Source organism: Ralstonia sp. UNC404CL21Col, from assembly GCF_000620465.1.
Taxonomy (GTDB): domain Bacteria; phylum Pseudomonadota; class Gammaproteobacteria; order Burkholderiales; family Burkholderiaceae; genus Ralstonia; species Ralstonia flatus.
In genome coordinates this window covers 963,369-981,216 of record NZ_JIBE01000004.1, presented here as the reverse complement: position 1 = coordinate 981,216, position 17,848 = coordinate 963,369, and the positions used below count along the sequence as shown (strand labels likewise).

The 17,848-nt window shown below is 64.4% G+C and carries 15 protein-coding genes; 9 read left to right on the top strand and 6 right to left on the bottom strand.

Going from position 1 to position 17,848, the window contains the following annotated elements; all coding sequences use genetic code 11:
* Window position 1 precedes the first annotated feature (1 nt).
* The 3 genes from N511_RS25390 to N511_RS0112445 form a co-directional block, all read right to left on the bottom strand.
* Window positions 2–148, bottom strand: coding sequence for a hypothetical protein (locus N511_RS25390; protein WP_197032046.1), 147 nt, complete (start codon window positions 146–148; stop codon window positions 2–4).
* Window positions 149–271: 123 nt separating this feature from the next.
* Complete coding sequence (locus N511_RS0112450; RefSeq protein ID WP_027679601.1) at window positions 272–2,800, bottom strand: PEP/pyruvate-binding domain-containing protein; 2,529 nt, start codon at window positions 2,798–2,800, stop codon at window positions 272–274.
* On the bottom strand, window positions 2,800–3,429 hold the full coding sequence (locus N511_RS0112445; protein WP_027679600.1) for a TetR/AcrR family transcriptional regulator: 630 nt from the start codon (window positions 3,427–3,429) through the stop codon (window positions 2,800–2,802). The genes N511_RS0112450 and N511_RS0112445 overlap by 1 nt, the downstream gene beginning before the upstream one ends.
* A gap of 119 nt (window positions 3,430–3,548) precedes the next feature.
* On the opposite strand from N511_RS0112445, the gene pip reads away from it, so the two are divergent.
* From pip to cysC, 5 genes are all read left to right on the top strand, one after another.
* Entirely contained in the window at window positions 3,549–4,502 is a 954-nt protein-coding gene (gene pip, locus N511_RS0112440) for a prolyl aminopeptidase (RefSeq protein WP_027679599.1), read from the top strand.
* Window positions 4,503–4,505: 3 nt separating this feature from the next.
* Window positions 4,506–5,411: a LysR family transcriptional regulator gene (locus tag N511_RS0112435; RefSeq protein ID WP_027679598.1), complete on the top strand. Its 906-nt coding sequence runs from the start codon at window positions 4,506–4,508 to the stop codon at window positions 5,409–5,411.
* Between the two features lie 102 nt (window positions 5,412–5,513).
* Window positions 5,514–6,182, top strand: coding sequence for an HAD-IA family hydrolase (locus tag N511_RS0112430; protein WP_027679597.1), 669 nt, complete (start codon window positions 5,514–5,516; stop codon window positions 6,180–6,182).
* 10 nt (window positions 6,183–6,192) lie between these two features.
* Complete coding sequence (locus N511_RS0112425; protein ID WP_027679596.1) at window positions 6,193–7,341, top strand: DSD1 family PLP-dependent enzyme; 1,149 nt, start codon at window positions 6,193–6,195, stop codon at window positions 7,339–7,341.
* Window positions 7,342–7,642: 301 nt separating this feature from the next.
* A complete protein-coding gene (gene cysC / locus N511_RS0112420) occupies window positions 7,643–8,182 on the top strand; it encodes an adenylyl-sulfate kinase (protein WP_027679595.1) in 540 nt (179 codons plus the stop codon).
* A 171-nt stretch (window positions 8,183–8,353) separates the two neighbouring features.
* Here cysC and N511_RS0112415 read toward each other — a convergent pair whose 3' ends face one another.
* A complete protein-coding gene (locus N511_RS0112415; protein ID WP_027679594.1) occupies window positions 8,354–10,285 on the bottom strand; it encodes a sensor histidine kinase in 1,932 nt (643 codons plus the stop codon).
* A gap of 130 nt (window positions 10,286–10,415) precedes the next feature.
* A complete protein-coding gene (locus N511_RS0112410) occupies window positions 10,416–11,123 on the bottom strand; it encodes a response regulator transcription factor (RefSeq protein WP_027679593.1) in 708 nt (235 codons plus the stop codon).
* A gap of 415 nt (window positions 11,124–11,538) precedes the next feature.
* On the opposite strand from N511_RS0112410, the gene N511_RS0112405 reads away from it, so the two are divergent.
* From N511_RS0112405 to N511_RS0112390, 4 genes are all read left to right on the top strand, one after another.
* Complete coding sequence (locus N511_RS0112405; protein ID WP_081785368.1) at window positions 11,539–12,909, top strand: nucleotide sugar dehydrogenase; 1,371 nt, start codon at window positions 11,539–11,541, stop codon at window positions 12,907–12,909.
* A 163-nt stretch (window positions 12,910–13,072) separates the two neighbouring features.
* The gene (locus tag N511_RS0112400) at window positions 13,073–14,131 is read left to right on the top strand and encodes a hypothetical protein (protein WP_027679591.1); all 1,059 of its coding nucleotides are present in this window, start codon (window positions 13,073–13,075) and stop codon (window positions 14,129–14,131) included.
* A gap of 6 nt (window positions 14,132–14,137) precedes the next feature.
* Entirely contained in the window at window positions 14,138–15,328 is a 1,191-nt protein-coding gene (locus N511_RS0112395; protein ID WP_155954047.1) for a hypothetical protein, read from the top strand.
* A 23-nt stretch (window positions 15,329–15,351) separates the two neighbouring features.
* Window positions 15,352–16,641 carry a glycosyltransferase gene (locus N511_RS0112390; protein WP_027679589.1) on the top strand — a complete coding sequence of 430 codons (1,290 nt, stop codon included), beginning with the start codon at window positions 15,352–15,354 and terminating at the stop codon, window positions 16,639–16,641.
* Here N511_RS0112390 and N511_RS24180 read toward each other — a convergent pair.
* The gene (locus N511_RS24180; protein WP_081785367.1) at window positions 16,576–17,649 is read right to left on the bottom strand and encodes a glycosyl hydrolase family 18 protein; all 1,074 of its coding nucleotides are present in this window, start codon (window positions 17,647–17,649) and stop codon (window positions 16,576–16,578) included. The two genes, N511_RS0112390 and N511_RS24180, sit on opposite strands and share 66 nt — an antisense overlap.
* Window positions 17,650–17,848: the final 199 nt, after the last annotated feature.

Here is a 17,848-nt window from a genome sequence, read left to right as displayed (position 1 = left end):
CTCAGTGGCCCGAACGGCGATACAGCTCGGCCATCATGCCGCAGCTTTCCACGTGCAGCGCAACGGCGCGGCGGGCTTCACGGCGCACGATTTGCCAGAAACGGACGAAACGCGAGGTGCGGGCGGCTTTGAGAGCGACGGTGTTCATGGCGATTCCTTCTGCGGACTGATTTAGGGATAACCCTAGTAGGGAATACCCGGATTTTAGTCGCGATATTGCAGCGCAGCAAACTGCATTTGACAGTGTCGCTCGATCGCCACATCGATGTGGCTAGCCCGCCACTCTGCTGACCGTGCCGGCGTTGCCATCCACGCGGATCGTCTCGCCGTCGTTCAATTGGGCCCGGATGCCGGGCACGTTCACCACCGCCGGAATCCCGAACTCGCGCGCCACGATGGCGCCGTGCGACAGGTAGCCGCCGGTTTCCATGACGAGCGCCCCGGCCTTCAGGAACAGCGGCGTCCAAGCCGGGTCGGTGCTGGGAGCGACCAGGATGTCGCCCGCTTGCAGCGCCGTGCCGGCCGCAGCGTGGTCGACCAGCCGTGCCAGCCCCTGTGCCGAGCCCGCGCCCACCGCGGTGCCGGTCCAGGTCTCTCCGGAGAGAGCGATTGGCGCAGTGGAAGCGACGGGCGCGTCGCCGTGCTCGGTGACGATGTCTGACTCTTGCACCGCCGCCCAATCGTTCAACTGCTGGCGGCGTTCACGCGCACGCTGGGCGGCAAAGCGCAGCGGCAACGCGCCGGTGCCCGCGGCCACGCATTCGTCCAGCGTCAGGTTGAAAATGTCTTCCGGCGCATCGAGTCCTTCCTCGCCGACAAGCCGGTCAGCCAGTTTCAGCAGGCCGGTGCGCAACGCCTCCAGATACGCCACCAGCGCGCTGCGTGCCGCTTCGCGCTGGTTGCTGTCGCGCACGGCACTCTTGAGCATGCCCCGCACGATCGGCCGCAGCCAGAACGGCAGGCGCACCCACGCACGCTCGGACGCCGCCTGCTGCCGTTGCCGCACGGCGCGCGCATCGCTGCCGATCAGGCCAACTACGAGGTCCAGCAAGTAGTCCGGCTGCTCGCGCCAGCGCGGGTGGCGGAAGTAGCTCTCTTCAATGGCGCGGTGGCCGTAGCGCTCCAGAAACGCACTGAAATGCTGGCGGAACGGGCTGTGCGGCGGCAGTTGCTGCGCCCATTGCGCACCGATACGTTTGTCGGCGCGAAGCCAGGCGAGCGCTTCGATGTCGGCGGCGGCCGTTTGTGCCAGCGCCATCAGGTCGTAGCTCTGCTGTGCGGTGACGCTCGGTTCCGCGCCCGCCATGAGCGCGGCGGCCAGCGCGTGGCCCTCGCCGGGGCACTGTTTTTCGATCACGTCGACCAGCCCCGAAACGGCGCCGCCCGCCGAGCCCTGCAGGAAGAACAGGCTGTCTGCGCGGCGGGCAATGTTGAAGCGCTCGCGCAGGCAGGTGGCCAGCTCGGCGGTTGTTTCTGGCCATGCGTCTTCACGCCATTGCGCGGCTTGCTTGCGGGCCCGGTTCAGATCGCTCTGCGCATGGCGGCGCGCCGCGCCTGCTCTCAATAGATATCGCATGAGCCGTGCGCCGCGCGCCAGCCGCTGCGGCCATGTGGTGCGGGGCAGCGCAATCTCGGGCTGCGTGCCGCCCAGCATGCGGTTGATGGCATTGGGCGCAATGCCGAACGCGTCAAACGCTTCCCACTGCATCAACGAGACATCGAGATATACGTGGCCGCCGAAGAGCCTGGCGCGCTCCAGGCCCGGCAGCAGCGCGTAGCCCGCCAGCGAGTACGCCAGCGTCAGCATCCGGTTGGCCGCATGGCCGTACAGCGACCAGTCGATGGGCGACAGCGGTGTGGGAAACATCTCGCGCGTGTTGCCGCGCGTCCAGAACGTCGGTTGGGTTTGCAGGGCGGGGTAGGTGGAGCGGGCGGCCGTAGTGATCGGGCGCGCCTGCACGATCCAGAAGCGCTGCCCGTCCCACACCCATTCGATGTCGTAGCGGGGCTGGGCAAAGTCGAGCGCGCGGGCCGTATCGCGTGCAACCCTGGCCAAGGTGATGAGTTGCGCGTCGTCCAGCACGGCACGGCGGGCGTCTTCGGTCGCGGTGTCGGCGAGTGCCGTGCCGCCTTCGGCCAGCCCGCGCGTCATGCGGCGCTTGGTGCCGATCTGGCGTTCGACCACGCGCAGCGTGTCGTCCTGGGGCGCGATTTCCAGCCGGTCGACGTCGCCGTCGGCGTGGCCGCCCACCAGCGCTTCGCCCAGGCCCCAGTGCGCGTTGATGACGATGTGGTCGTCGCGGCCGGTCAGCGGGTCGCCCGTGAACGCGATGCCTGCGGCCACCGCCGGCAGCATCGGCATGATGACCACGGCCATCGCCAGGTCGGTGGTGTCGATGCCAAAGCGCTCGCGGTATGCCAGCGCCTGCGGTGCGTGCGCGGAGTCCCACACGGCGCGCACTGCGTCCGCCAGCGCCTGCGCACCGACGACGTTCAGGCGTGTCTCATGAATGCCCGCGAACGAGCGTTGCGCGGAATCCTCCTGCGGCGCGGACGAACGCACAGCCAGCGGCGTGTTCTGCCAGCCGCGCGCCGTCAGCGCTTCGGTAATGGCAGCCAGCACGGCGTTGGGCACGGCATCTCCGCGACTGCGCCCGCGGCTGGCATCTGCAGCCAGCACGAAACCATCGGGCACCGGCACGCCGAGCATCGCCATCCGTCCAAGCTGCCAGCCCTTGCCGCCGGCCACTGCGGCGCCGGCCGCGGCCGCAGCCGGCCAATCGAGCACGAGCGGGTTCATCACGTCTCCTTGCGGGCCATGCCGTGCAGGAACAGGTCGATAACGGCGGAGAAACCCGCGTGCAGGTCGGTGTCCGGACGTGCAAGCCAGCGCATCAGCGCGCCCAGGTACAAATACTCGAAGAGCGCCGCGAGGTGCTCCGCATCGAGCCGCGTGTCGAGTTCCCCTGAGCGCTGCGCTGTGTCGATGAGTGCCATGAACACCGCTTCGAGCCCGCTGCGCTTGTCTGCGTCACGGTTGCGGGCGGCCAGGTCGGCGCTGGCAAAACGGTAGCGGAAATATGCGGCTAGATAGGGCCGGCGCACGTTGCACCAATCGGCCGAGGCGGACAGCAGCACCGCCAGGCGCGATGCGAAATCCGGCTGGGCTTCGATCTGCGTACGCAATTGCGCGCCGCCCGCCGCAAGCTCGGCGTGGAACTGGTGCGCCAGCAGGGCTTCCTTGACTGGAAAGTGGTTGTACAGCGTGCCTTTGGACACATCGGCCTGCGCGGCAATCTGCTCCATCGTCACGGCGTCGTAACCATGCTGCTCGAACAGGGAAAACGCCGTGGCCGCCAGGTGGTCCAGCGTCTGGGTGCGCTTGCGTTCGCGGCGGCCGGCTTCGATGGGGGACAGACTGGACGACATGGTGGGCTCGCTATTATTAAACGACGTGCAATTTTATACGTCGTTCAAAAATATGTGCAAGCGGAAACCCGTCTGTAGAATCAGCCCATTCTCCCGGCAACCTTTCGACAGGACCGACCATGTCTGCACTGCGCACGCTGTATCCCCCAATCGAACCGTATGAAACCGGCATGCTGGACGTGGGCGATGGCCACACGATCTATTACGAGCGCGTCGGCACGCCCGGCGCCAAGCCCGCGGTGTTCTTGCACGGCGGGCCGGGCGGTGGTGTTTCGGCGGACCACCGCCGCGTGTTCGATCCGGCACGCTACGACGTGATGCTGTTCGACCAGCGCGGCTGCGGGCGATCAACGCCGCATGCGGGCCTGGAGGCCAACACGACGTGGCACCTTGTGGCCGATATCGAACGCCTGCGCGCAATTGCCGGTGCGGATCGTTGGCTCGTCTTCGGCGGCTCGTGGGGCTCGACGTTGGCGCTCGCTTACGCGCAGAAGTATCCGCAGCATGTGAGCGAACTGGTGCTGCGTGGTATCTACACCGTCACGCAGGCCGAGCTGCGCTGGTATTACCAGTACGGCGTGTCGGAGATGTTTCCCGAGAAATGGGCACGTTTCCAGGCGCCCATTCCCGAAGCCCAGCGCGGCGACATGATTGCCGCCTATCGCAAGGTGCTGACCGGCAACGACACCGCCAGGCAAATCGAAGCCGCCCGCGCGTGGAGCGTGTGGGAAGGCGAGACCATCACGCTGCTGCCCGACCCCGCCAACAGCGCGAAGCACGCCGACGACCATTTCGCCCTGGCCTTCGCGCGGCTGGAGAACCACTACTTCACGCACCAGTGCTGGCTGGAAGAGGGCCAGCTGCTGCGCGAGGCGCATAGGCTGGCGGGCATTCCCGGCGTGATCGTGCATGGCCGCTACGACATGCCATGCCCCGCGCGCTATGCATATGCGCTGCATCATGCCTGGCCGGATTCGGACTTCCACCTGATCGAAGGGGCCGGCCATGCGTGGTCCGAACCGGGCATTCTCGATCAGCTGCTGGCCGCAACGGACCGCTTTGCCGGTAAGTAATTCATGACGGATTCCGCCGACCTGCGTTTCCTGCTCGCCATCCAGGACAACGGCAGCCTGGTGGTGACGGCGCGCGCGTTGGATCTGACGCCGTCGGCCGTGTCGCAGCGCCTGCAGCAGCTGGAGAAAAAGCTGGGCACACGGCTGGTCGATCGCACCGCGCGCAGCCTGCGCTTTACGCAAGAGGGCGCGCTGCTGTGCGAGCGTGGGGCAGAGCTGATCCGTCAGCTCGACGCGCTGTCAGAGGATTTGCACACACGCCGGGGCGGCCTGGTCGGTACGCTCAAGGTGAATGCCCCGCTGGGGTTTGGGCGGCGTTACGTGGCGCCCGTCATTGCGGATTTTCAGCAGCAGCATCCTGATGTCGACATTGAATTGGCGCTCTCCGATGCGCCCCTTGTCGAAGCGGCGGATCGCTTTGATGTGGTGGTGCATATCGGCGCGCTGCAGGTATCGAACCTGGTCGGCCATGCGATTGCGCCGAACGCGCGCTTTGTCTGCGCGTCACCCGCTTTTGTGAAGCGCTTCGGCTTGCCGGAAACGCCCGATGACCTTGCCGCGCTGCCCTGCATCGTGCTGCGCGAGAACAAGGAAGACGTGTCGCTCTGGCACTTCAGCAAAGGCCGCACGAGCCGCAGCGTGCGGGTACCGAGGCAACTCATCTGCAACGACGGCGATGTCATTCGCCAATGGGCGTGCGAAGGGCGCGGCGTGATCCTGCGCTCGGAATGGGACGTCGCCGACGACCTGCGCGCAGGCCGCCTCGTGCGGTTGCTGCCCGGCTGGAAGGCGCCGGACGCCAACGTGATCGCCCTCACGCACAACCGCGCAGGGTTGCCGCAACGTACGCGTCACTTCATGCAGGCGCTGCAAAGCCGTTTCAAGCCGCAGCCGCCCTGGCGCGCTTGATGTAGCACCACTGAATCTTTGATTCAAGCTGGCTTCACCGAAAGCCGGCGTGCGGTGCCTACAATCGGTTGCATCGATGTCCACCGATTTGCAGGTCACCACGTGAACGCTTCCACCGCCTCTACCGTTTCTCCCGACTCCGGCTATCCCAAGGCCATCCTCTTCGATCTGCTGACCGCGTTGCTCGATTCGTGGTCGCTGTGGAACCGCGCCGCCGGCTCCGAACAGGCGGGCCGCACATGGCGCGCCGAGTATCTGCGGCTGACGTACGGCTGCGGCGCGTACGTTCCTTACGAAGCGATGGTGCGGCAGGCCGCGCAGAACGTCGGCTTGCCGGCTTCCGCGCCCGAAGCGCTGGAAGCGAATTGGCTGCAGCTCACACCGTGGAGCGGCGCGGCGCAAGCGCTGGCCGAACTCCAGCCGCATTGCAAGCTGGCCGTGGTTACCAACTGCTCGGAGCGGCTGGGCCGGCAAGCCGCCGCGCTGTTGCCCGTCACCTGGGATGTCGTCATCACGGCTGAGCGGGCCGGCGTGTACAAGCCTGACCCGAAGCCGTATCGCATGGCGCTCGAACAGCTTGGCGTGGAGGCAGCCGACGCGGCGTTTGTTGCGGGCTCCAGCTACGACATGTTCGGCACGGCGGTGGTCGGCCTGCGCACGTACTGGCACAACCGCATCGGGCTGATGCCGGTGCCGGGGGCTCAGCTGCCGGAAATCACGTCGCCCACGCTGGACGACCTGCTGCCCTGGGCCCGCCGTTTTGCCGCATGAGGATGCAACCATGACCCCCGACACGTACACACTGGAAACCATCGACACGCCCGCAGCGTTGATCGACCTGCCGCGCATGCAGCACAACATCGCCCGCATGCAGCACCGCATGAACGCGCTGGGCGTGAAATTCCGCCCGCATGTGAAGACGACCAAGTGCCTCGACGTCGTACGCGCACAGGTGGCGGCCGGCGCGCAGGGCATTACCGTGTCCACGCTGAAGGAGGCCGAGGCCTTCTTTGCCGCCGGCATCAAGGACATCCTCTACGCGGTGGGCATTGTGGCCACCAAGTTGCCGCGCGCGATGGCGCTGCGCAAGCGAGGCTGCGATCTCAAGCTCGTCGTCGACAACGCAGAGGCGGCTCACGCTGTGGTCGATTACGCCCGCACGCACGGCGAGCGCTGCGAAGTGTGGATCGAAGTCGACACCGATGGGCACCGCTCCGGCATCACGCCCGAGCAGGACGCGCTGCTGGACGTCGGCCGCATCCTGAAAGACGGTGGTATTGACGTGGGCGGCGTGATGACGCATGCCGGCTCCAGCTACGACTTGAACGACCGTGCCGCGCTGGCGGCCCTGGCCGAGCAGGAGCGTGCCGGTTGCGTGCGCGCGGCGCAGCGCTTGCGCGAAGCCGGCGTGCCCTGCGCAGCGGTGAGCGTGGGTTCCACCCCCACGGCGTTGGCCACCGAACACCTCGAAGGCGTGACGGAGGTGCGCGCGGGCGTCTATGTGTTCTTTGATCTGGTCATGCACAACGTGGGGGTGTGCGCGATGGACGAAATCGCGCTGAGCGTGCTGACCACCGTGATCGGCCATCAGCCCGACAAAGGCTGGGTGATTGTTGACGCCGGATGGATGGCGATGAGCCGCGACCGTGGCACGGCCAAACAGTCGCATGATTTTGGCTATGGACAGCCGTGCGCGCTCGACGGCACGCCGCTCGACGGGCTTACGTTGATCGGCGCGAACCAGGAGCACGGCATCCTGGCGGCCAGCGATGGCTCGGTGCGTGACGACCTGGTGGCGCGTTTCCCGGTCGGCACGAAGCTGCGTGTGCTGCCGAACCATGCGTGCGCCACGGGCGCGCAGTTCCCGGAATACCAGGCGGTGTCGCCGCGGGGTGTGGTGCACATGTGGGCGCGGTTCCACGGCTGGTGAGTCGTCCGCCCGGCATGTCAAAAAAGCAAAAGGCCCGCAGGAATACCGCGGGCCTTTTGCTTGAATCCAATCTACCGAATGTGCCTCAGTCGCGTCTGACGCGTCCGATAGGCCGGGGAGCGACTCGGAACCAGCGCCGTCAGCGGCAAGGTGTCGGAATTGTAAATGCACCGTCCGGCGGCGCGCTGTAGCACATTTGTTCTACAGAGCGGCGCCGTATAGCGTTCGTATACTTGGTTGCACCAGGCCAGTTGAACCCGCCGTGGCAGCGCGATGGCGCATCTGCGGCGGGCTACATGACATGCAACCCACACCTTCCACACTCTGGCTGACCGGGCTGAGCGCCGCCGGCAAAACCACCTTGGCGCTGGCCGTGGCCGAAACGCTGACGTCGCGCGGCTTGCCGTGTCGCGTACTTGATGGCGGTGCCTTGCGTCAGCAGCTCTGCGCCGACCTTGGTTTCTCGCGCGCGGATCGCAGCGAACACGCGCGCCGCGTGGCGCAGTGGTGCGCGCAGATGAACAACACCGGGACGTGGGCCGTTGCCGCGCTCATCTCGCCATACCGTGAAGACCGGGAGCGCGCGCGACAGATTGTGGGCGCGTCACGGTTCTTCGAGGTGCACGTGGCCACACCGCTAGCAGTGTGTGAATCGCGCGACCCGAAGGGTTTGTATCGCATGGCCCGAGCCGGAACGATCGCCAACCTCACGGGCGTTGGAGAACCCTACGAGCCGCCGTTACATCCACAGTTGATGGTGGATACCGGCGTGCAATCCGTTGAAGCGTGTGTTGCACAGGCGCTGGCCCTGCTGGGGATGCAGGAAGCCGTTGCGGCTTGATGCGGGGCCATGTAACGCATTTGTTCCACAGACGAATCCAGCGCGCGTCGCTATGCTGCGACGGCTTCAAGAAGAAAAAGAGCACAGCATCAGTCAAAACGGGGGAGAGCTGCGGCGCGCACTGCATAGCGGGAACAGCGGTGCGCGCCTGACAGCCATGGTGCCGGTACGTCAGGCGCTGCGCGCCAGCGGCAGCCTCAGCGTAAAACGCGTTCCATCAGGTCCTGACGCCCAGTCGACCGAACCATCCAACGCCTGCGCGCGGCGCTGCTGATTGCGCAGGCCATGCCCCTTGCCGTCGCGCAGGGCACGGTCCACGTCGAACCCCTGGCCGTTGTCTTCGATGATGACCCGCACGCCATCCGGATCGGCAGCGGTACCGACGCGGATTTCGCTGGCGCGCGTGTGGTGCAGGATGTTGGCAATGCACTCCTGCACGATGCGCAGGATATGCAGCGCGCTGGACGGGTCGAGCCACGGCAGCGTCGGCAGCTTTTGGACCTCCCACAGCAGCGCGATGCCGGTGCCGTCCAGCCGCGGCTCGAGCCGAAAGCGCAGCGTGGCGAGCAACAGCAGCAAGTCGGCCTCGACCGGCTCCATCGAATCGATGGTCAGTTTCAGATCGTCCAGGCAGCCCTTCAGGATGTGCGAAATATCCACCTCGCTCAGGGCTCCGCGCTCCACCGAGCGGATCGCGCTGATGAGCGATGCGCCCAGCCCGTCGTGCATGTCCTGCATCAGGCGCTGGCGTTCGGCGCTGATGGCGCGCTGCCGCTCGGCTTCGCGCAGCTTCCGGTGGCTGACTTCGAGTTCGGCTTCGCGCGCCTTCAGGCGTTGCGCCAGGTTGGCGTTGGCCTGTTCGACTTCGCGAATGGCGTTGACGTAGCGCCGGTACATCAGCGTGCCGAAAATGCCGAACGTGATGGCGTTGGTGTACGCGCCGAAATACCAGCCTTCCGGGCTGCTGAAATTGTTCTGCAGCAGCCAGTCGGTCACGCCGAGCAATGTGCAGATGCCAACGCCAATGGCCACCATGACCCCTTCGTTGGAACGGCGCCACGCGTTGGCCACGCCGGCCCCGCCAACGGCGGCGCCCATGAGGGCGGCAATCGGGTAGATCAACGGCGTCACCTTGGGCGTGTTGGGCAGTACGGCCAGCATCGGCAGCGTCAGCACGCCATTCGCGACGGTCACCATGACGAGCGTGCGCGTGAACCACACGAGCGACCGCCCATGCAGTTGGCGCAGGAAGAAGTGCACCACCAGCACGAGCCACAGCAGTGAATTGACCGTCCGCCAGGCAAACCAGTCGTTGGCAATCGGCTGCGCCACGTAGAAATGCAGCCCGCGCAGGAACGAGGTGACAGCCAGGTTGAAGAACAGCAGATAGGCGGTTTCGTGGCCGCGCCGAAACCAGACGAACAACGCGAAGACGCCGATGGCGAGGAACGCAGCGCTCAGCACGGCCGGCAACTCTTGCTGCAGCCACTGGCGGACGTTGTAGCGACTCTTCAACGCATCCATCGGGCCCAGCCACAGCGACGACACGGCCACCTGCGTGCGCTGCGTGTGTTCCAGCCGCAGCAGAATCTCGCGCACGGGCACGTCGTCGCCGGGCTCGTCCAGCGCCACCCACAGCGGCGTGCGTGTGCTGTTCCACAGCGGCCCCCGTTCCTGCGCCCGATGCACGAGCCTGCCGTTGACATACACGGCGATGGTGCCGTCGGTCTTGATGCGTACACCGTAGAGCGCCAGCGGCACCGAATGCCTGGGCGATGCGGGTACCGGGATCCTGATCCAGGTCGTATGGACGACGCCGGACTGCGCCTTCGCGCCGGCCTGGCGCAGCAGCGCAATCGGGGGCGCATATGGCAGCGCGGCGTGCTGCCAGGCGTTCGGCAACGATGCGCTGTCGACGGTGGGCGGCGGCGCCTGAAAGCCCGATCCATCCGTGGTCTGCCAATCGGCCTGCCTGAGGTGCAGGCTCTCGGCCGATGACGGACCACTGCCAGCATCTGCGTAGAACACGCCGACAATCACCAGCAACGTCAGCGAGAAAACGAACACCGCTTTGGCAAAGAGGGACGCAGGACGGGTTCTCATGCAACGCGCGTGTCGCAACGCTCGAAGAGATGGACGGGCCAATATGAGATGCGTTCGGGCGCAGCTTGGGAACCCCTGCTTACGGGGGGGCAACATCAGGCGGTGCGCTCAGCCCCGCCTGCGATACGGCCTATTCGGACAGCAGCCCGAGATTCCTCGCTTCGTAAATGGCTTCCGCTTTGGATGTCACTTTCAGCTTGCTATAGATGCGCCGCACGAAGCTGCGCACCGTGAAGTGCGACAGCTCCATCAGCTTGGCGATTTCCTGCGTCGTGAAGCCCTTGGTGATGTAGTCCAGGACTTCCTTCTCGCGTGCCGAGAGCAGCGGTGCTGACGACTCGGCCGCAGCCGGCTCCGGTTCCGAGCGCGTGGCGGTGCCCGCTGAACCTTGCTGGAAGCGCGCCAGAATCTGCCGCGCAATGATCGGGCTGATCGGGCTGCCGCCGCTTGCCAGACTGCGAATTTCTTCCGCCATCCGGGCGGGCGAGCTGTCCTTGAGCAGGTAGCCTGCGGCGCCCGCCTCGATCGAGCGCATGACGTGCGTCTCGTCGCCAAAGTTGGTGCTGACCATGATGCTGCAGCTTGGCCACAACTGCGCCGCCGCGCGGATCACGTCAATCCCGGAGCCATCCGGCAGGCCGAGGTCCACCAGCAAAACATCTGCCGGTGGACCTTGCAGCAGGGCAAGGCCATCTGCGCGCGACATGGCAATGCCGGCAAGCCGCATGTCGGACGCGGCCTGCACCGCGCGGCTGAGTGCCTCGCTGAAGCCCGGGTCGTCTTCGACGATCGCGACGTGGATGGGATGCGGCTCGGAGCCGGTACGGACGGATTGCATGATCGTCGATTGTACGGTCGCCGGCCGGCCACCCGTGTAGCGCATTTGCGCTACAGCTGGGCGCTCGCCGTTGTGTCAACGCGCGGCGGCATGGTGCGGCGCATTATGCGAATTCCGTGATTCTTTCCGCTGTGCGCATGGTTTGCGTGTGCGGATGTTACGTAACGCGAAACGTTTTTAAGCGACTTGAGAAGCATTTTTTACTGACTATTCCGACACTTTGTCTGCCCCGCATCGCCTTGTGCGGCAACGTTTTCATCTGGTTTAGGTGATGTTGTAACCGCGCATGGCACGCACTTTGCAGAAATGGCCTCATAAAAATGGTCACCAGCCGCCGCCGGAACAGCGTCTGCGTGAGCCATCACAACGGATCGGCCCACGGGTAGCCGATCGGATTCAACGAGGGGAGCGGGCAATGTCACGGGGTGGCGAGTCGACGTTTGCAGAAAATCTGTTCATCAAGCCGGCGCCGCGCTGGCCGGACCCGATAACGCCGGCGGTCGAGCCGGCCACGGTCAAGATTGCGGTGGTGGGGCTCGGTTATGTGGGGGCGCCGCTGGCCGTAGCGTTCTCGAAGCACTTCGCCGTGTCGGGCCTCGACATTGACGCCACGCGCGTCGCCGAGCTGACCGAAGGGCGCGATCGCACCAACGAACTGACCGGCAACGAACTGCTTGAATCCGGCGCGCGCTTCACCACCGACGCCACGGTGCTCGGCCAGGCCGACGTGATTGTCGTGACGGTGCCCACGCCCGTCGATCAGGCCCGCGTGCCGGATCTCAACCCCGTGATGCAGGCGTCCATCTCGGTGGGCAAGCACATGAAGCGCGGCGCGGTCGTGGTGTATGAAAGCACCGTCTACCCCGGCGTGACCGAAGAAATCTGCATCCCGCTGCTGGAGCGCCACAGCGGCCTGAAGCATCTGAAGGATTTCCACGTCGGCTATTCGCCCGAGCGCATCAACCCGGGCGACCGCGTGCACACGCTCACCACGATGACCAAGATCGTGGCCGGGGACACACCCGAAACCCTTCAGGCGCTGGTCAGCCTGTACGGTGCCGTCACGCAGGTGCATCCGGCCAAGAGCATCAAGGTGGCCGAGGCGGCCAAGGTGCTGGAGAACACACAGCGCGACGTGAACATCGCGCTGATGAACGAGGTGTCGCAACTGCTGGCTGCGCTCGGCGTGGACACGCACGACGTGCTGGCCGCCGCGCGCAGCAAGTGGAACTTCCTGGATTTCCGCCCGGGGCTGGTGGGCGGGCACTGCATCTCGGTCGATCCGTATTACCTGACGCACAAGGCGGCGTCGTGCGGGTTTAACGCGAGCCTGATCCTGGCTGCGCGCGAGACGAACGACAGCATGTCACAGTTCGTGGTGGACCAGCTCATGCGCCGCATGACGCAGTGCCATCTGCTCGGGCCGCACACGCTCGTCACCATTCTGGGCACCACGTTCAAGGAAGACGTGCCCGACATCCGCAACTCCAAGGTGGCCGACATCGTGAAGAAGCTCGGCGCGCTGGGCATCCGCACGCAGGTGATCGACCCGTTGGCGGACAGCAACGAAGTGGCGCACGAATACGGCTTCCGCCTCACGCGTCTGGCCGATGCCAAGGCCGCCGACGCCATCGTGCTGGCCGTGCCGCACACGGAGTACCGCGAGGGCGGCTGGGCGCTGGTGGAGTCGCTCGCCAGGCCCGGGTCGCCTTTTGTGGTGAGCGACCTCAAGGCGGTGCTGGATCGGGATGCCTGCCCGGACCGGGCTGTGCTGTGGCGGCCTTGAGTTGATCGTCATCCGGGGGCGGCAGCAGCAAGCCCCCCATCGCTAGACCCGCTGTGTTGCATTGCGCCTGCCCGTCTCTGTACGGGCAGGAATGGCTGTCACCCGGCACCGCCCTGCGTGGCTGAAGGTGGCACGTAAAAACAGACCCATACCGAGCCAGACCATGTCGTTCAAATTTTTTCAGAAGGGAATCATTTCCGGGTATCGCGTGGTGATGACCGGCGTTCTGCTGATCATCGTGGCGGGCGTGCTGTCTTATCTGTTCCTGATCGCGTTCTACGCCCTCAATCGGAATTGGGCCGCGCCGATCATCCTGTCGCCAACGCAGGAGAAGGTTCTTTCGTTCCAGCCGCAGGTTGCGACGCTCGAAGCGAACCTGCTGAAGAATCGCGTCGACCTCAATACCGCCAACAACAAGTACATCGCCATCACCGAACAGGTCACGCAGATGCAGGCGCTGACAAAGTACTTCGACTTGGCAGGGAATGCCGAGGCGGCGGCGCTGTCCACCACGAACGCTCAACTCGAGCGCGTGCTGCGCCAGAAGCGCGACGACATTACGCGCACCGCCGCCGCGGTGGATGATGTCAGGCCGATGCTGGTATCGCTCGACGCAGAGCTGGCCGCCGGGCTGATCACCAAGGATGAGGCCGCGCGCCGCCGCATGGACATCCAGTCCGCACAGAACGCCTTGACGGATTCCCGTGCCAATCTGGTCGTGCTGAGCGAGCAGGCGCGAATGGCGCGCGCCAGCAGCCGCACGCTGACCCAGGCCGACGCGGCGTCGTTGAGCGCGCTGCAATCCCTCTCCAGCGGCGCGCAACTCAAGATGGCAGTGGCGCAGGCGCTGGTGGAAGCAAGCACGGCCAAGGAATCTGTCGCGCAGATTCAGCGCACCGTGGACGAGGGCGAACGCGTGTTGAAGATCGCCAAGCAGTCTCCGTACTACCGCGCGCTCAACCAGAAAGTGCCGGTCGTGTTCATCCAGTACGACAACCTGAGCAATGCGCAGCCGGGTTCGCCGGTGTTCGATTGCTATCTGCAGGTCGTGCTTTGCCGCAAGGTGGGCACGGTCACGCAGGTCTATGACGCAGAAGAATACGCACGGCATCCGCTGTTCAAGAGCGACATCAAGGGCAAGTTCGCCGGCATTGAATTTACCGATCCGGACGCCAGCGAATCGCCCATTGTCTTCTTGGGACGCAAGCCATTGCTTTTCTGAGCAGCATTGCAGGCATTGATGTACGGCAACGATAAAAACACAGACAAAAAACGCCAGAGAGAGCACAGCATGAAAACAACGGGGATATTTCTGATTGGGGTGTGCGCGACTTGGCTCGCGCATGGTCAGACGGTGGCCGAGCGCGAGAAGCAGGCCTACTGCCAATACGTCATGGACGGAGCAGCGGCGGAGAAGACGCTCGCCACGGGTGTGCAGGGTCTTGGCCGCTTTGGGCAGTCCGATTCCAATCCGACTGAAAAGCAGGCCGTGGTGGGTGTATCGAAAAGCCTGTCCAAACATCTGCAGGGCAACGCCGCCATGCGTGCCGCAGAGCTGGACTGCAGGCTGTATGCGCAGACCGTGGACCTCGGGCGCGCGGTGAAATACCGCATGGCCGCCGTGGATCGTGATGTGGCGACGCAGCGTGTGCAGGATCTGCAACGCATCCTGCAAACCACTGACGAAGAGATCGTCCAGGCCAATGCACGCAAGCGCAGCGGCAACGCGACGCTGGCAGATGTGGTCTCGCTGACCCAACGCCGCCAGCAGATCTACAGCCAATATATGAGTGCCAGAGATGACGCGAACAAGCCGGGCATTCCACAGGTCCCGCCGGTGGATATGGACGCGGCCATTCAGTCGATCGAAGCGTTGACGCTGGATTTACAGAATGAACTCAATCGCAAGCAGAAGCTGCAAGCGTGGGACCTATCAGTGGTGGTGGGCATGCAGAAGCCGATCTCGGGCCAACCGTCTGGCTCGTCGACCAATGCCCGGCCGTTTGCGTCGCTGGCCTTCAACTACAACCTGAACGCCATCGATTACGGGCACAAGCTGGAAGCTGCAACGGCGTCCATGATGGCGTTGCGCCGAGAGCAGAACGACGAGTTGTTCCATCAGGTCGACGTGATACGCCAGGCAATCGACGAGACGCAGAACCTCCTGCGTACATCGCAACCCACCCTGGATGCCGAGGTCAATCGGCTCAAGGAAGAACTGGCGAGCGTGCGTGACATCGATTCCGCTGAAGCCTGGCGAGTCAGGGCGCATCTACGGCTCAACCTGATGACGGCCGAGATGGATCAGCGTCTGGCCCGGCTTCGCGCAGAACGGCTGGCGGAAGGCTCCTTGCGCACGAGCAGCGGCATTGACCGCGTCACGGCAATTCCTGTCCAGCCGGTGCTGGGCCTCAACTGAAACGGTAGACAGAGAGAAGGCCGATGGACGCAATCGTCTCCCTCGTTTTCGCACTGCCCTGGTTCGTGCTGGTGATGAACTTTGGCTTGGCGCTGGTGTTCCGATGGAACGTCAAGTCCACCTTCATCAAGAAGGACTACGGTCTCCAGCCGAGCGTCAGCATCCTGCTGCCCAGCTACAACGAAGGGCGGCACGTTTTCAAGACCATCGAAAGCATTCTCGCGAGCGATTACCCGAGCGAAAAGATCGAAGTCGTCGCGGTGGACGATTGCTCTTCCGACGATACGTTTGCCTGGGTGCAGAAGGCTGCGGCACGGTGGCCGAACGTGCAGGCGCACCGGAACGCGGTCAACTCGGGCAAGCATCACACGCTTTCCAAGGCGCTGTCGCATTCGTCAGGAGAGATCCTGATCTGCATTGATTCGGATTGCATCTTCGACGGCCCGGCAATCAAGGAAATGATGGCGTGCTTCGCAGACCCTGGGATCGGTGCAGTCGGTGGACGGGTGGGCGTCAGCAACCCCACCGAGAACATCCTCACGCGCTGCCAGACACTGGTCTACTACTACGCCTTCCAGGTCAGCAAGATGATGCAGAACTGGACACGCAACGTCATGTGCATCTCGGGCTGCCTGTTTGCCGTGCGTCGCGAGCACTTCATGGCGATCGAGCAAACGGTCAAGGAGCGCAACTGGTTTGGAATCGGCGTGCGCGATGGCGAAGACCGCTACATGACCCATCTGCTGCTACTCAGCGGCCTCAAGACATATTGCGATGTGCAAGCGCAGTGTTGGACGGTGGTGCCCAACAACCTCAAGCAGTTGTTCATGCAGCAACTGCGGTGGCGGCGCGGCAGCCTGCGTGACTTCTTCTGGTCGCTGCGGATGTTTCGCTCCAACATGAAGGTGCTGCACCCGCTGACGCTCATCAACATGCTGATCCCCGGGGCCCTGACGTTGATGTGGCCCGTCATGCATGCCTACACGTTGTCGACCGGATGGTTGGGGCAAGAGCTTTTTGTCGCCACGCAACTGCACATCAGCATGTCTGTTACAGCGGGGGTGATCTTCTTTCTCTACGCGAGCATGCACAACCCCGAGCAGCGCGTCAGCCCGTTCGGGGTGGCGTTGCTCGGCTTCTGGTTCATGGTCGACTCGTTCTTCATCACGATCCTGGCGCTGTGCACCTTCGACGTGGGCGAATGGGGCACGCGCGGCCCAAGCGCCAAGCCCGAACCCGCGCCCGAATTATTTCAGCGCGGTGGAGATGCCCGTCCAGAAGCTCCCGTCTTCGCTGCCCAATACCCAGACTGACACACCCGCCAGGCCCAGGGTATTGGCCAACCGGGCCTTGGCCTGAAGCCCTTGCGGGGTCTCGTACCAGACTTCATGAGCACTGCCGTCGGTCGCGACGTAGTTGAAGTGGGCAGACTGACTGACCGTATCCCACTGCGGTACGGCATTGGTCGCGGTAATCAGGGTCTGCATGTTCTTGAATGCGACCGACACGCCGGTGTTGGCCGTCCGGTTCCAGTCGTAGCCGTATGCAGGAAGGCCAAGGAGAACCTTGCTTGCCGGTACGACGCTGGTCGCATATTGCAGGGCGGTCTGCATCCAATCGATGCCCGCCACGGGGCCGGGTGCGCTTCGACTGAAATGCTGATCGTAGGTCATCACCTGAAGGAAATCGGCAGACTGCCCCAGCGACGCAAAATCGTACGGCCATGTCCAGGTGTTGCTGGACGTGTCCGCCAGCTTGGGCGGAACACTCAATATGAGCTTGGACGGAATCGCGTGCAGTTGCGAGGCCAGGTCGGCCACAAAGCTGCTGTAGGCGGCGCGGTCTGCAGGATACAGACCTTCGAAATCAAGATTGATGCCGGCCAGGCCTTGCGTGCGCGCGAGCGTGACGATGCTTTGCAGGGTCGTGGCGCGATTGGTCACAAGCGCCGCGTGGCCGATATCGGGATCAAAGCCCGCCGTGCCGTGGTTGGTGATACAGGCGTATGAAGCTTTGCCCGCGGCACCGTTGCTGGCAAGCAGGTCGGACGGCAGCGTCCCGATCAGGCTGCCGGTGCTGGAGACGCGCAGAACATCGATCGATACGGCATTCACCGGGTTGGCGTTGCTCGTGGCTGAGGCCAGGGAAGCCGCCGTGTTCAGCGCATAGCCCAGAACAAGCTTGGCAGACGTTGCCGTGGCCGCCGGTGCGGAGTGGGCGGCTGCGGTCGCTGCAGTCTCGCCTCCATCGGCACCGCCGCCGCCACAGCCGAACAGAAACAGCACAGCGCAAGTCGCACCGATCATACGTATCCGCGTCATGGGAATCCCGTTGCATTTTACTGATATGCAAGGGAATAACGGAGCACCGCCTGGAACCTTGAGACGTCAACGTCTCAGCCATATCGCCTAGGGCAGTGTTGAAGTCAGGCGTTTGAATCGGCTGTCCGGCACGGAGGATCATCGATCTTCTAGACTGTTTCTGACGGGGCTGCGGCGGCTATGACGGCGTCAGACGGCC